General features: G+C 49.2%; 13 protein-coding genes. 3 read left to right on the top strand and 10 right to left on the bottom strand.

Annotated elements, in window-relative coordinates; genetic code table 11:
* Position 1: 1 nt before the first annotated feature.
* From EL262_RS04820 to EL262_RS04840, 5 genes are all read right to left on the bottom strand, one after another.
* A complete protein-coding gene (locus EL262_RS04820) occupies positions 2–1285 on the bottom strand; it encodes a sensor histidine kinase (RefSeq protein WP_078735591.1) in 1284 nt (427 codons plus the stop codon).
* 235 nt (positions 1286–1520) lie between these two features.
* Positions 1521–3896, bottom strand: a complete 2376-nt coding sequence (locus EL262_RS04825) for an ABC transporter permease (protein ID WP_159442728.1) — start codon at positions 3894–3896, stop codon at positions 1521–1523.
* A 13-nt stretch (positions 3897–3909) separates the two neighbouring features.
* Complete coding sequence (locus tag EL262_RS04830) at positions 3910–4572, bottom strand: ABC transporter ATP-binding protein (RefSeq protein ID WP_036852320.1); 663 nt, start codon at positions 4570–4572, stop codon at positions 3910–3912.
* A gap of 10 nt (positions 4573–4582) precedes the next feature.
* Positions 4583–5833, bottom strand: coding sequence for an efflux RND transporter periplasmic adaptor subunit (locus EL262_RS04835; RefSeq protein WP_025837023.1), 1251 nt, complete (start codon positions 5831–5833; stop codon positions 4583–4585).
* A 152-nt stretch (positions 5834–5985) separates the two neighbouring features.
* A complete protein-coding gene (locus EL262_RS04840) occupies positions 5986–7338 on the bottom strand; it encodes a TolC family protein (protein WP_025837022.1) in 1353 nt (450 codons plus the stop codon).
* A 320-nt stretch (positions 7339–7658) separates the two neighbouring features.
* Between EL262_RS04840 and EL262_RS04845 the strand changes: the two genes are divergently transcribed.
* The 3 genes from EL262_RS04845 to EL262_RS04855 all read left to right on the top strand — a co-directional run bounded on the left by EL262_RS04845 (position 7659) and on the right by EL262_RS04855 (position 10990).
* On the top strand, positions 7659–8717 hold the full coding sequence (locus tag EL262_RS04845) for a WD40 repeat domain-containing protein (RefSeq protein ID WP_036853353.1): 1059 nt from the start codon (positions 7659–7661) through the stop codon (positions 8715–8717).
* A 261-nt stretch (positions 8718–8978) separates the two neighbouring features.
* A complete protein-coding gene (gene aroC, locus EL262_RS04850) occupies positions 8979–10049 on the top strand; it encodes a chorismate synthase (protein WP_078735593.1) in 1071 nt (356 codons plus the stop codon).
* Positions 10050–10369: 320 nt separating this feature from the next.
* Positions 10370–10990 (top strand): porin family protein, encoded by a 621-nt coding sequence (locus EL262_RS04855; RefSeq protein ID WP_025837018.1) that lies wholly within the window; start codon positions 10370–10372, stop codon positions 10988–10990.
* A gap of 77 nt (positions 10991–11067) precedes the next feature.
* On the opposite strand, the gene EL262_RS10045 is transcribed toward EL262_RS04855, so the two are convergent.
* The 5 genes from EL262_RS10045 to rpsU all read right to left on the bottom strand — a co-directional run bounded on the left by EL262_RS10045 (position 11068) and on the right by rpsU (position 15444).
* Positions 11068–11265 (bottom strand): hypothetical protein, encoded by a 198-nt coding sequence (locus tag EL262_RS10045; protein ID WP_164715435.1) that lies wholly within the window; start codon positions 11263–11265, stop codon positions 11068–11070.
* A 249-nt stretch (positions 11266–11514) separates the two neighbouring features.
* Positions 11515–12720, bottom strand: coding sequence for a C1 family peptidase (locus tag EL262_RS04860; protein ID WP_025837016.1), 1206 nt, complete (start codon positions 12718–12720; stop codon positions 11515–11517).
* A 54-nt stretch (positions 12721–12774) separates the two neighbouring features.
* The gene (gene dnaX, locus EL262_RS04865; protein ID WP_078735594.1) at positions 12775–14505 is read right to left on the bottom strand and encodes a DNA polymerase III subunit gamma/tau; all 1731 of its coding nucleotides are present in this window, start codon (positions 14503–14505) and stop codon (positions 12775–12777) included.
* A gap of 18 nt (positions 14506–14523) precedes the next feature.
* Complete coding sequence (gene cdd / locus EL262_RS04870; protein WP_078735595.1) at positions 14524–15003, bottom strand: cytidine deaminase; 480 nt, start codon at positions 15001–15003, stop codon at positions 14524–14526.
* Positions 15004–15252: 249 nt separating this feature from the next.
* Positions 15253–15444 carry a 30S ribosomal protein S21 gene (rpsU, locus tag EL262_RS04875; RefSeq protein ID WP_036844242.1) on the bottom strand — a complete coding sequence of 64 codons (192 nt, stop codon included), beginning with the start codon at positions 15442–15444 and terminating at the stop codon, positions 15253–15255.
* Positions 15445–15454 lie beyond the last annotated feature (10 nt).

A 15454-nucleotide genomic window follows, 5' to 3' on the forward strand; every position in this document is an offset into this window, starting at 1 on the left:
GTCAAAACTCCATCACGAACACCACACCATCCGTATGAGGGCGGTAACGAAGGTTGCCACCATGCAGACGCATGATGTATCGAGAGAGACTCAACCCTATGCCGCTACCACCGTCTTTGGTGGTAAAGAAAGGAACAAAGATATAGTCCTTGACCTCGTCGGGTATGGAAGCTCCCGTATTGAAGACCTCTATCGTAGGTCGTCGAGAAGAGTTCAGCTGTGCGGTGATGCGCACTTCGCCACCGAGAGGGGTGGCTTCGAGTGCATTTTTGAGTAGGTTGTGCAGCACCTGCATGATGAGAGCAGTATCTGCCGTGAGGGCAGACAATTCGTCCGCAACGGACACCTTCACCTCGATCCCCTTATCTCTGAAGTCGACCTCTTTCAAGAAGACTGCCCCGGCGATGAGTTTCTGCACATCTACTCTACCGGGCTGTGGTTGTGGGACGGCAGAGAACTTCCGATAGTCTTCGACAAAGCGAATCAATCCCTCCGATGTGTCGTGGATCGTCTCTATCGCTTGTATCGTCGCTTCATCGTCCTTTTTCGCTACCCTCATTTCGGAGAGCAAGATCTCAGACACAGAGCGTATGGGAGCTATGGAGTTCATGATCTCGTGTGTCATCACCCTGATGAGCGACATCCATGAGTCCGTCTCCTTTCGGGTCAGCTCGTCCTCGATATCTTGTATCGAATAGATGTGCACTGTCCCTATAGGGATGGTGATGGTCGTGCGTTCGAAGACGAGCGAACGAGCTTCCTTCTCGGTATGGATGGTGAGACTCCTACTGTCATTGTCCGTCATAGATGAGAGCAGGTCGAAAAGTTCGGGATAGACTTGCCCTATACGATGCAGGTGGGTGATAATAGGGAGCGAGAGATGGCGAAGAGCTGCTTGGTTGATGAATCTCACCGCCCCCCGGGGTGTCGTAATGATGATACCCGTGGGGACTTGTTCGATGATCTTCGTGAGGAAGAGTTCGTTTTGTCGTACCTCTTCACGAGTAGTCTGGATGATGAGCTTGATGCGGTTGAGTGTTTCGTTGAATCTCCTGTCAGAGGCTAAAGCCCCATTTTCGGAAAGGTAGTAAGTGTGATCGTTGTTTTCTATCGCTTGGAGGACAGTGAGTATATTGGCATGTGATCGTCGGACAGCACGGTACAGTCGTAAGGTAATAACAAGCGCAAGTGCGCCACAAGCCACCGCAAGCCACAGATGTCCCATGGCAGCCAAAAGGATACTTGCCACCGTCAATACAAAACAGAGTATCAAGTGTATCATCATACTGTCAGGGTATTGTGCTTTGGGACAAAGATAATTATTCTCCCCCAAGAGATGATAAAAGTTGAGTGTTATCTCTTACTCTCTAACCCTTCGCATAAAAAGGTATAGAAGGCTCGACAAAAAGTCGTAAGATTCGATGACGAAGGTCGTAAGACTTGTTGCGACAAGTCTTACGACCTTTTTTGCACCCTCAATGCCGGGGAGGATGATCCGAATTAAGCACTTCTTTGAGAGATCACTCTTCGGCAAGGTAGATGATAGGATTTTTGCTCGTTGTGATACGGCAGTACACCCCCATGATGAGCGAAGTGAGCGCAAGGACTCCAAGACCGAGGAGCATGAGCGTAAAGGCCGATACCTCGATGTGGTCCGAGAACTCCTGCATCCAGGTCTTTATGGCATAGTTGGCAAGCAGAAGTCCGGCGATCACCGCAGGTACACCGATCTTGAGGTAGTCTGTCAGGAAGAGTCGCAAGACATCCGCACGAGAAGCACCGTTGACCATACGTATGGCAAGCTCTTTACGCCGCCTTGTCACCTCTTCTTCAGTGTATCCGATAATCCCGATGATCGCGATGATAAGCGCAATGACAGACCCGAAGATGGCGTAATACCCCACGTTTTGGATGCTATCATATTGCCAGATCATGGATGTTGTCGCATTGATTAGTTCGAGGTCGCCAAACAAGGAGTATCTATTGATGATTTCTTCCACTTTTGCTAAGTCTTGGGGTGTATCTGTCTTCATGCGGATGATCATATATTCGCAGTATCTGTACCAAGCTCCACCCGCCATGACAATGTTTGCCTTTTCGGGAAAAGCAGAAGTAAATAGCTTAGCCAATATATCTTCAAATATACCTATAATAGTAACAGGGTTTTGGTGACTGGTGACATAGATCTCCTTGCCAACGACTCCGTCCTCCCAGCCCATGTTCTTTGTGAGATTGATGGCACAAGACCTGCTGATGACCATGTTCTTGGCATGACACGGCTTTGTATCATAACCCTCACCCTCAATGATCGGTATCTTGAGGGCTTCCAAGTAGTACTTGTCGCACCAGAAGAAGTCTTTTATATGAAGTATATCTTTTCCGCTCTCAGGGTCGAAGATGTTATCGCCACTTTGGTTGTGGAACGGAAGTGTCGAACCAAGTGAGACGACTTCGACTTCGGGGCTATCTCGAAGGATGTCGGTGATGCTCTTGATACCGAGACTGTCGATAGCACTGGTCGGGATGTAGTAGACCTTATCGGTATTGTAGCCTTTATCCAAACGAACCGAATAGTTATACTGATGATGGACGAAGAACACGGTGCAAAGGAGGAATGTCACGCCGATGCTTTCGATGAATAGGAGCGATAGCTTCCACCTGCGGTTGGTCTTTTTATAGTTTGTCATCACGGAGATAACGGGCTGTGAAGCAATGATGCGTCCCGGACCGACACTGATGACAAAACCTGTCACGATAAGGATGACGATACCCAAGAGGATCGATGTCGGAGATATGAGTTCGGACACACGGATCTGAAGGATCTGATAGAAGACCTTATGAAAAGCCACGACAAACACGATACCTACAAAGACCGCAAGCAAGAGATGAACGAAAGTGTCGGTGATGATACTTTTCTGGATGTCTTTGCGCTCTGCCCCGACGCTCTTCATGATCGCAGTGGTCTTGCTGCTGTTGAGGATCGACGTGATACGTAGCAGGGTGTAGTTGAGGATGGACATGATGAGGACAACCAGCCCTATGATGCCGATGAGCAGGATAGAGGTCGACAGGTGCTTGTCAGACAAATGAAGATCCAAGAGGGGCGAAGGGACATAAGTCAGATAGCCACCAATCTTTTCGTTGACCGAGTCAATGTCCTGATACTTCTGTTGCATCTTGTAGATTGACTCCTTGATATCGGCAGGCTCGACTCCTTGAGCAAGTTTGATGTATCCACGATAGCGGTCGTTACCGAGCCAATTTTGGCTACCGTCCCAAGTAAACTTGCCGATACTGGTCATAGAAATAAGGATGTCCATATCGAACGAGGAGTTTGCAGGGAACGCCTCGAATACTCCACCGATCGTCAATTTGATGTCCGGATATTCCTGCATGACAAAGGTTTTACCTACGACATCACCGCCCAACCTCTCCGCCAGTTCGTCGCTTACCATACATCTTAGGGCAGTCGTCAGTATCTCTTTAGGATTACCGGCAAGTATTTTCTGATCGAACATCTCGAAGAAGTACTCATCCGCAAGTACAGCTTCATCAAAATTATATCCCCTCTTGTCGTCGGTATAGAGTTTCGACCCACCTGAAATACCTGTATAACGTGTCGCCAACTCGACCTGAGGGATCTCCGCTTTCATTCCGGGAGCGACAGCACCCGATATGGACTTATAGTCGTTTTCTACCCCATTGGTCTCTGATAAGGTCTTGACATGGTAGATACGATCTGCATCTGTGAAGACGGTGTCGTACGACAGCTCAAATGCCACCTTGGCCAGCATCACAAAACTAATCGCAAAGCCGAGTCCAAGACTCAGTACCTTGATCGTGTTGAGTCCCTTACTCCGGAGTAGCCTCCGATAAGCAAATTTCAGTTCGTTCATAACCAACACATATTTATGATTTGATACTACCATCGAGGAGATTGATGACTCTGTGGGCATACGCTGCATCTCTCTCAGAGTGGGTCACCATGATGATCGTTGCTCCCTCTTGGTTGAGGGTTGTGAGCAGGTTCATGACCTCGGCACCATTTTGGCTGTCGAGGTTACCCGTGGGTTCGTCGGCAAGGATGAGCAGAGGTCCTGCGACAGTTGCACGAGCTATGGCCACACGTTGTTGCTGTCCACCAGAGAGTTGGCTGGGGAAGTGCGCTGCTCTGTGGCTGATGCTCATCTTAGACAATGCCGCTTCGACCCTCTCCTTACGCTGTGAAGGTTTGATACGAAGGTAAACCAAAGGGAGTTCGATATTCTCCGCCACTGTCATCTCGTCGATAAGGTTGAAGCTTTGGAAGATGAAGCCGATCTTTCCCTTTCGTATGACGGTACGGTCCTTTTCCTTGAGGTGTCCTACCTCTTTGCCATCGAGGGTATAGTTTCCGGAGGTAGGGTTGTCCAGCAGTCCGAGGATGTTGAGGAGGGTAGACTTGCCACAGCCCGAAGGTCCCATGATGGCTATAAACTCTCCTTGTCGGACCTCTAAGGATACGTTGTTCAATGCTCTTGTCTCGACCTCATCGGTGCGAAAGATCTTGGTGATGTTTTCTAATTTGATCATGACGGTTATGTTATTTGATGATTAGCTCTACTGCTTGCTCGAACGCTCTGTAAGAAGACACGATGACCTCTTCGTCTGGATCGAGCCCTGACAGCACCTCGTAGTACTCGGGATTTTGTCGGCCTATGGCCACCTCTCTACGCACGGCACGCTTGCCATCCTTGGTGATCACGAATATCCATCTCCCCCCCGTATCACCATAGAATGCACCACGGGGGATCAAGAGGGCTTCGGAGGGTTGGCCGAGTTCGAGACTGACATGATAAGTCTGACCTGTACGGATATTCTCGGGTTTTTCGCCGACGAAGACAAATTCGGTCTTGAAGTTTTTATCCCTCACATCCGGAAAGACCTTGCGTACCCTCAGCTCATAAGGCTGTCCCTGACGCTCGCAGGTCGCATGGAGATCCGCCCGGACACGGTCGATATAATGTTCATCGATCATCGCCTCCACCTTGTAGTTGCTGAGGACATGCACTTGTCCCACCTTCGTACCGGCATGGATCATCTGCCCTATCTCCACATCGAGGAGACCGAGCTGTCCGTCGGCAGGTGCTTTGATATCGAGATTGTCGATACGCTGACGCACAAGTTGGAGATTGCGCCTCATGTTGTGGAGGCTCTCCTCCATCTGATCCACCTGTATGCCACGGTATATCGAGTCCTGAAGCTGCCTATCCGAGATGAGTCGTCCGCTGCGACGGCTGAAGTCATAATCCTCCTTGGCCTGAAGGTACTCCTCTCTCGAACACAGTTCTTCCTTGTACAACTGCTCATACTGATCTGCCTTGCGCTTCTTGCGTTCGATGTCCAGCTCCACCTGCAAACGCTCGCGACGGAGGTTGAGCTTGTCCTGCTCCATCGTCACCTGTGTGTTGCGGAGGAAGTTTTGCTTCTCTGCCAACTGTGCTTCGCTGTCGAGGATACTCAGGCTCAGCGAAGGGTTGGCAAGGCGGACGAGTACCTGACCTTTCTTGACCATTGCCCCTTCCTCTACGAGAGTCTCCTCCACCACTCCACCCTCTATGGCACTCACCTGTATCGTGCTGAACGGCTGCACCCTCCCATCGACACGGATATAGTCGTGGAAGCTCCCACGCCTGACCGATACGATGTGGAGACTGTCTCGCTCCACCTTCTGCGACTTGCCACTGATGCCGAAGAGACTCCAAAGGATCGCCGAGAGGACGAGTACGCCCCCCGAAAGATAGATGATGTGTTTGCGACTAAGGCCTTTTTTCTTCTCAATCTTGGTATCCATGATGTTGTATGAGATTATCTGTTTGGTGTGTATTTGGTTTGTTCTTGTCCGGGTCCAAAAGTGTATGATTTGTTTTTTTCTGATGCCCGACAGAATGTTTTCTATCCCGTGACAGAAAACATTCTGTCAGGCTTTGGAACGTATTCTGTCGTCTAAAGTCCTTCGTCCTCTCCTACGGATCCATTGTAGTAGTCCAGCCACTCACGCCTGAGGAGATAAGTCGTGTAGGCATGGGCTCGTTCGATCTTAGCCTCCTTTGCACGAGAGGATGCCGTGCTGAGGTCTATACTGCTCGCATTGCCCGCTTCGTAGTTGCGCAAGGTGGCTTGGTAGGCCTGCTCCAGATGCCGTGCTTTCTCCTCCGTGGCTCTGTACTCCTTCACTGCCGCATTGACTTCGAGGATTGACTGACTTATGTCTTTATAGACTTCGCTCAGGGTCTCTTCCCTCCGAGCCTCCTCGGCACGGTGGCGAGCCTTGGCACGACGGAAGGTGGCACTCTTACGAAACCCATCGAAGAGATCAAACGACAGGGCAACGCCTATGTACTCCCCACGCCGTTTCTTGAGCTGGTCGGCAAAAGGCTCATAGTTCGTCTCATTCGTGGCGAACGAAAAACTTGTGGCATAGCCTGCAAAGAGCGTGATCTTGGGGAAGAAAGCCCCGATGCTGCTATTGTACATCGCCCGACTGCTCTTGACCTTTTGTTCGGCAATCACGGCCTTGGGCAGACGGAGGACAGCCACGGCGTAGACCTCTTCGGCAGTGAGGAGCGAAGGCATGACATCTACGAAGGTCAAAGAGTCCTCAATGACCAAAGGGCGATCGATGGGATAGTTCATCTTTGCTTTGAGGTTGAGGAGTGCTATCTCGTAGTCGTTGTGGCGACGAACTAGGGTGACCCTGTCAGAAGCCTCTGTTGCTCGCACTTCGGAAACATCGGGAAGAGACTTCATCCCGAGCTCGTACATACGTTGGGTACGGAGGGCTACCCTTGCACTGTTGGCTATATCCTCTCGGGCTTGGCGGTACAGCTCTTGAGTGAAGAGTACCTGATGATAAGCCTCGATGGTCTCCAGCCGTACCTGATCTCGGGTCATGCGGACTTGTTCGATACTTATGGCACGCTCCAGACGACTGCGACGAAGAGCAAAGACCGTACTCAGTCCGTCGAAGAGGAGCATCGAAGACTCTATGCCGTAATTGTTGCGAAAGGTATTGATGTCCGTATAGGTATTTGTCTTGGGGTCTACACCTCGACCGATATTGAGGTAAGCGGAGGTCGATGCGGATGCGGAGGGCAGAAGTCGCCCGATGGCTTCGAGGTAGTCTGCAGAGGCAATAGAGCGATCGGCCTTGCTTCCCTTGATACGAGGACTATGGCGGAGGGCATAGTCGATACAGACCTTCATGGAGAGGGTATCCGGCTCTGCTCGCAGGGGTAGTGCCACAAGTATAAGCACAAGGCATGGCAGGATGGTTTTGACTTTGTTTGAGCGTGTCATTGACGTACGTTATTTTATCGTTTACATCAATAAACATTCAAACCTCGTGCCAAAGTTGTTAAACTACTGATATATAGAATTATCCTGTTTTTCGATATGGAGTAAAGTGTAAAGATTTTTTACACCCGATGTTTAATTTATTGACACTCCGAGGATGGATCACGCACATCAAAAAAGACTCTGACTGCAAAAAGAATTAAAATCAATTAACTATCTTTATCGCAACAATAATAGGGGGAGGAGAAAGGAAGCCTGAGGGTGGCACAGTGTTGTCAAGGCTCTTGTCTCTTGCCATGATTATCCATAAACACAAAACGACTATGAAAAAGAACAGTATAGTACCACGGATCGTAGTGATCTTGATGAGCACAGCCCTATGCATGGCTTTGGGAACAATCGGTGCAGAAGCCCAAAAGAAAAAGTCTGTCACACACCAAGAGATCAAAAGGACGACAACGCCGAAGCTACGCCTGCTGAAGCATCACAAGTCCGAGGGGGATGTCGACCTTGTCGCCCTGAACAAATCGGGCAGTGTGGTGGCAGCCTACTTCGGACAGGACTACAAGACAGAGCGTAGGGTCAAGAAACTTGTCTTGTGGGACACGTCCAAGTTAGTCCCGACAGCCGAATACAAGATCACTTGCCGTGATATATGCTTCGGAGAGGACGAACACACACTGCTGATCGTAGATCCCTATGGCATCAAGGAGATGGACATCAGGACGGGAAAGGTCACACTTGTCTTGGAGGGTGAGTTCCATAAGGCAGCATATAACCCATTGGACAACAACATCATCTTCTACTCGGACGAGATCGATGCGTACTACTACAACCGTACAACAGGCACTTCCGAACATCTGCACACGGTCACCAAGGGTGCCGGAGTATTCCCCTTCCGCCACTACCGCTTCACCGAAAATCACTTGCAGATCATGATGTGTCGCAACTATACGCTTCAGATAGACCTCAGAGACTACACAACCAGAAAGATGTACTTCTCCGAGGATGAAAACTGTCGTGTGGGGATGGCTATAAGTCCTGATGAGAAGTGGCTCTTGAACGAAGGATCGTTCTGCCACTACCGATTCTATAAGCATAGCGACTACCTGGATCAGGGTGAGGAGGCACACCCTCAAGGTGAATTTGCGACGGACAACATCAACTTTGAGACGGTCATTTTTTTGGAGGGTGACTATATGCTCTGGGGGACGATCAATGGCCGCTCGGTGGAGATATGGGACATGAAGACCTTCAAGAAAGTAAGCTCCTTCGCCCAAAGAGGAAAACTCAGCTATGTCAACAGCATTGCCTATCATCCCGAGAAAAGGTTGATCGTCGTAGGCTCTCTCTACGGAATCCTTTGCTTCTTCAGCTACTAAGTGTCGTCAGCAGACACTATCTTATCCATCACACAAACAAGTAAGCCAAGCGATAAGCAAAATATCGCTTGGCTTACACTTTCAAGCCCCCCTCAAACCTCACGACAATGCATCTCTCTTGCTGTCATCACCCGAATACGCCCTTATTTTGGTGTAGAGAGCACGAGTCCCAAAGGTGGCATTCTGTCAAGTGGTGAGATTGTTTTATATTTGTGATGAGACTCGACAGAGGTGTCTCTTCATCGGTAATACATCACAAGCATGAATACATTCGGACGTATATTTAGGCTCACGACTTTCGGAGAGTCGCATGGGACTGCCATCGGTGGGGTCATCGATGGATGCCCTCCCGGGATAGAGATAGATATGGACAGTATAGCCCAAGCCATCGAACGTCGCAAGGGCAAGGGGGGCATCACCACGGCAAGGTCGGAGAGCGACATCCCTCACTTTGTCTCGGGGCTCTTCGAGGGCAAGACGACGGGGACTCCGATAGCATTTGTCATCCAAAACAAGACCCAGGAGTCGAAGGACTATGATCACCTCAAGGAGGTCTTCCGCCCTTCTCATGCCGATTATACTTATGCCATGAAGTATGGTGTGCGTGACCACAGAGGGGGTGGCAGGGCTTCGGCTCGTGAGACCGTGGTGCGTGTCGTGGCGGGCGAGATTGCAGCTCAGATCCTTCGAAAAGAGGGGATAGAGATCGTGGCTTATACCGCAAGGGTTGGTGAAAAGTCTCTGCCAACGATGTATTACGATGATGTCAGGCGTACAGACCTCTTAGGGCGCATGGTGGGTTGTCCCGATGCTGAGATGGATGGAGAGATGTACACTTACCTCTCGGATGTACGTGCGGCAGGTAACACGGTAGGTGGTATCGTAGGTGTGAGCATAACAGGAGTGCCTGCAGGTGTGGGCTCTCCGCTCTATGAGAAGCTCGAAGCACGCCTGGCCTCTGCCATGATGAGCATAGGGGCATCCAAGGGCGTGGAGATAGGAGATGGCTTTGCGATGGCGGAGATGAAAGGAAGTGATGCGAATGATCAGATGAGAGCGGAAGGTAGTTCGGTACGAGCCACGACGAATCATTCGGGAGGCATACAAGGTGGGATCTCCAACGGTGAAGAGATCCGTCTGAGGGTGGCATTCAAGCCCATTGCCTCGATAGCCCTGGCTCAGAAAACAGTAAACACGGAGGGTAAAGATGTCGACCTAAGCATATCGGGGCGTCACGATGCAAGTGTCTTCCCCCGTGTGCTACCGGTAGTCGAAGCGATGGCTTCGCTTGTCATCCTTGACGAACTGCTCTGCCAACGACTTTATTCGTAGACGACATACAGCAAATGTCGTTTGAGCGTGATACAGACACTTGCCACAGACAAAGAAGTCTGTCGGTAAGTGTCTATTTTTTTTGCAGAGAGAGTGAGCCAAAAGGCCTTTTTAGGCTTATATAGGACATTTTAGAGTGGCAGGTAGGGATATTTCTATATATTTGTGGAAACGCAGATATTCGTCTTCACCACCGTAGCGACGGGGTGATGATCCTTGGACTCTGTTTTTTGGAGGGGTGGGTGCTCTCAGATGAGGAGCAAGAGACCAAGGAGATATTTATGAATTAAGTTTAACTCTCTACAAAACTTAAAAACGTCATGAAGAAAATTTTACTACTTATGATGACGGTCGTGGCTATGTCTCTCACGACCACAGCTTACTCTCAGATCAGATTCGGTGTCAAGGGTGGTGCGAACTTCAGCAGTATCCCTCTGAATGGGACAGAAATCAAAAGCACTCAAATGACTTCGTATCACGCCGGTGTGATGGCCGAACTCGAAGTGCCCATCCTGCCTTTGTCGATCGAAGCCGATCTGCTACTCTCTCAGAGAGGTAGCTTGTTCGAGGATGGCAAGGGCTCAGAGATATTCAAGAGCAACCACATCGACATACCGATCTATGCGAAGTTGTGGTTCTTCGACTTCTCTGCTGCGAGATTTTTTGTACAAGCAGGTCCTTCTTTCTCATACCGTCTCAACAGCAATGTCGGAGACATCGTAAAGTCATTCGATAATCTCTCCGAACTCGATGCAAAGAGGTTCGGTATCGGGCTCAACCTCGGTCTCGGTGTGGAACTCCTGAAGTACTTCCAACTCTCAGCACAGTACTCTGCTGCTCTGGGTAACGAATATGAATACAAAGGTGTCGTGGCTGCTGCAAACGACTTCAAAAAGACAAAGGAAAAATTGTTTAGCGTGTCTTTAGGGATCGTCTTCTAAAGCACTTCGAACTTCATAAAGCACCCATATCCTCGCTCTCGTGAGGAGTTCAAAATAAAGAGGGGGTGTGCCAAATCTTATTTTGGCACATCCCCTTTTGCTGTACTTAGAATGCCTGAAATATGGCTATGAGATCGAACCTGACACTCTTTTCCGATGACATAGAAACCGAATGTCGTAGGCAATACCGTGGTTTGTCTATTGTGATAGACCTTCTTACATTCTTTGTCTGTGGAGCTCAACGACTTCTCATGGATCACGAGTCTATCTCTCATAGCGTAATTTGAATAAAAAGGCATCACCCTATCTGTATCGACTGTACTTGACGATAACCCACCGTAATCGACTATAATCGACTTTGGGGGTGGCATCACATATTATCTTTGTCCATAGAATAAAGGTATTCTTAGACATTTTGATTCTCCTGAGTTGAGCATCGTGGAGGTACACATGAAGAAGGGGCTGAGCCAAAAACGAGTTTTGACACAGCCCCTTTATTGTGCATCAGGTCTGATCTCAAAAGATTAGAAGCCGAGCTTCTTGCGGATTTCCTTAGGGATAGCGTTCTTGTGAACGACGATGTTCATGGTCTTACCCTTTGCGAAGTTTTCAGACATGTACCAGATCCCCTTGTAAGCACCTGTTTCACCCCAAGAGTTCTTGATCATGTAGAATTTCTTGCCAAACTGGTCCTTAGCGATACCGTAAACAACCATACCATGGTCGTCAGTGAGAGAGAGATTGTCGAACCCTTCTTGGCGGAACTCCTGTGTAGGGTTGATCTCCGGAATGTTTGGACGAGACACCATCTGTGCAATAGACATAGCGTTGTTCTTGTTGTCTGCCTTGCCTACCCATCTTTCTTGGTCAGAGCCACGAGTAGAAGCAGCCTTTACATCGATGAGGACACCGATACCATTGCGAGTAAAGCCTGTTTCACTGACATCACCACCCCACGCGATACCGTAGTTGTTGTTGATGGCGTGGTCGAAAACTTGCATCAACTCATCGATAGGAAGGTTATAAGAAGAGCTCATACGCCAGTTGTCAGGAATCTCAAGCACGAATGACTTGTAGAATGGATGGTGTGTGTAAGAAGTAAGAGAGACATAGTCGTCAGGGTTGAGACCAAGGCTCTTTGCGAATGTCATGGGAGTGTACTTCTTACCATTGAATGTGAATGACTCTGGAGCCTTACCGAGGTAAGTATCAATGATGCCATCAAAAGCTTTTGTCCATACAGGGCTGAGAGATTTGCTTTCCTCCATCTCTTTCTTCAGAGCTTCGACGAAGCCCTTGGAGACAGCTTCGATCTCATTGTGAACGTGCTTGTCAGTACCATAGTTGAGACCTGACATCTCACTCATTGGTACGATACCATAGTGCTTGAGGACATAGAGGACATCGTAGAATGAACCGCCTTGAGCATAGTTGAGGAAGCCGTGCATGCGGATGAACTTACGTGCTTTATCTTTGTATGAGTGGCTGACCACAAACATTGGTGAAAGGTCTACCTCCATACCAATGTTGCGGAATGCTTCGATCTCCCAAAAACCAAGTCCTGAGAATGACCAGCATGTACCAGATCTGCCTTGATTCTTGATCGACGTGATCTTAAGTTCTTTCACAGGTGTAAACTCATAAGACTCTGTGTTCTTTGCTGGCTCTTGCGCAAAACCATTTAGGCTGAGTACGCTTGCCAAAAGTCCAATGGAAAGGATTTTCTTCATTGTTTCTTCAGTTAAATGTTTTAATGTTTAGTTGAATATTGTTTGATATATGTCTTACATACGTGGATGGAGCCCGAGGTCGTTGACAAACTTGTCGAACCACTCCGACTTCTTGGCGAAATACTCCATCTTCTCATCTGTACGGATGGGTATGCGTTCGCCTTGGGTGCGTTCGTTGGATAGCTTGATCTGCATCTGTAGCATATCGTTCTCCAAGCGATCAGCAAGGAAAGTCATGAGTTCGTCCTCGATATTATGCAAGTGTTGGGCATGCTGTGGGCTGATGACGGGGACTTCGATAGTACCGTCGTCAAGGAGACGAGGCAGACAGTCGCGCATCGTCTGCTTGAGGAGCATCTGTGTGGTCAGGCTCGCAGTAAACACCCTCCACGCATCTTGAAGTTCGTCTTGGGTAAAGGGCTTCTCTCTCTTGACTTGGGTCTCTTGGTTGGCCTTAGACTCTCCACTTCCTTTGAGTGAGAAGCTGAGTCGCTCCTTTACTCTGGTCGTGTCGGTCTTCTTTGGGGTGTTCTGTGAAGGGTTGCCGACCTTCACGGACAACGTACCGACAGTTGTCGGTTGAGTAGGTGCTACACTCTCAGTAGAGGAGGCAGTAGTTGTCGGTGTGGCAACCGAAGGAGCCATCGTTGCTGCCGGAGGTGCGACAGATGTAGGGCCATTGAGTTCGGACGATGTAGACAACTCGCACATCGAAAGCAGTGTCACTTCAAGTGCCAACCTCTGAGATGAACAATACTTGTAGTCGGATTCAAATGCCGAAGCCAACTTGAGACACCTCCAGATCAACGCGGGCTTACACGCAGCTCCGGCCTTCTGATAACGCACAAGAATGCTCTCGGCCGTCTGTATAAGAGGAAATGTGGCTGGGTCTTGAGCAAGAAGGACATTACGAAGGAAGTCCGCAAACCCCGAAGTGATACGCCCCGGCTCGAAACCTCGTCCGATGATACGATTGACGAGGAGCAGGAGCTTGGTATGATTGCCCATGAGGATGTAAGCAAGCATTTCGAAGTAATCCGCCTCGTCGAGAAGATTGAGATTTTCGAGTACTCCCTTATAAGAGATCGAGCCACGACCAAATCCTGCAATCTGATCGAAGATACTCAAAGCATCACGCATCCCACCATCGGCATGTACGGCTATCATCTGGAGAGCTTCCTCTTCGAAAGCTATATTTTCGCTCTGAGCAACATGACGCAACTGCCCCGTGATGTCCGCTACCGATATACGAGAGAAATCGAACACCTGACACCTCGATATGATCGTGGGGAGCACCTTGTGCTTGTCCGTCGTAGCAAGGATGAAAAGAGCATGAGCAGGTGGCTCTTCGAGCGTCTTGAGGAAGGCATTGAATGCCGCTGTCGAGAGCATATGCACCTCGTCGATGATATAGACACGATACTTCCCTCCAAGTGGAGCTATACGTACCTTCTCGATGAGCTCGCGCATATCATCGACAGAATTATTCGATGCAGCATCCATCTCAAGGATGTTGTACGATCTCTGTTCGTTGAAGCTTACGCAACTCTCACACTCGTTGCATGGCTCGCCGTCGGCAGTACGATTGGTGCAGTTGATGGTCTTTGCGAAGATACGAGCACATGTCGTCTTACCCACTCCACGGGGGCCACAGAAGAGATAGGCGTGAGCCAACTTATCCTGCTGTATTGCGTGTTTGAGAGTGGTGGTGAGTGCACTTTGCCCGACTACCGTTGCGAACGTCGCGGGTCTGAACTTCAGTGCTGATACTTGATGTGTACTCATACAGTCGTCGCGTAGGTATTATCTGTCGTTCAAGACATCTGCATCAAAGGTGAGCGGAAGGAGAAGCCTGTTGTCCTTCATGATGATGTGCTTCTCTCGACCACCCATGATGACGGTGTATGGTCTACGGTAACGTGTCGACACTTCGGCCAGCACCTGTCGGCAAGAGCCACAAGGGGAGATTGACTCGACGACCTTACCGCCCGTCATGGCAATGATGGCTATGGCCACCACGGGCACATTCGGATACTGGGCATTGGCATAAAATATAGCAGTACGCTCGGCACAAGTCCCGGATGGGTATGCGGCATTCTCCTGATTTGACCCGGTGATGATTTCACCATTGTCAAGAAGTACAGCTGCACCGACGGAGAAGTTCGAGTACGGCGCATAAGCCCCCTTGGCTATCTCCAACGCCTTATCGATAAGGAGCTTCTCTTGAGAGGTAAGCTCTTGATCAGTCTTAACCGTAATGGGGATGATGATGTCTTTATCCATAGTCCGAATGATATTTTGCCGCCACGATGTGGCGTTTGGAGCATAAAGATAACGATTTTCTAAGAATTATCAGGCATCATCCCGAGGGTTGGATACACAAAAGAGGGGCATCCGTACATCGGACACCCCTCTCGGTATTTTTAATACAACACCTCCTAAGTTTGAAGTCTAAAAGAATAAGAATTAACTGCCACTATCCCCTCACAGAGGATATGGCAAGAGTGATCATCTCGAAAGGGAGATGGGTTCTTAATCTTCTTGAGCGCGAAGCTGTTGTACGTATCTAGCCTTTTCCATCTTCTTTCTGTTGACGACAGAAGGCTTCACGAACGCTTGACGGCTTCTAAGTTCACGAAGAGTACCGGTTCTTTCGAATTTTCTCTTAAATCTCTTTAGGGCTCTTTCGATGTTTTCGCCCTCCTTCAATGGAACGATAATCATAGTTCTTTAC

Source organism: Porphyromonas cangingivalis, assembly GCF_900638305.1.
Classification (GTDB): Bacteria; Bacteroidota; Bacteroidia; order Bacteroidales; family Porphyromonadaceae; genus Porphyromonas_A; species Porphyromonas_A cangingivalis.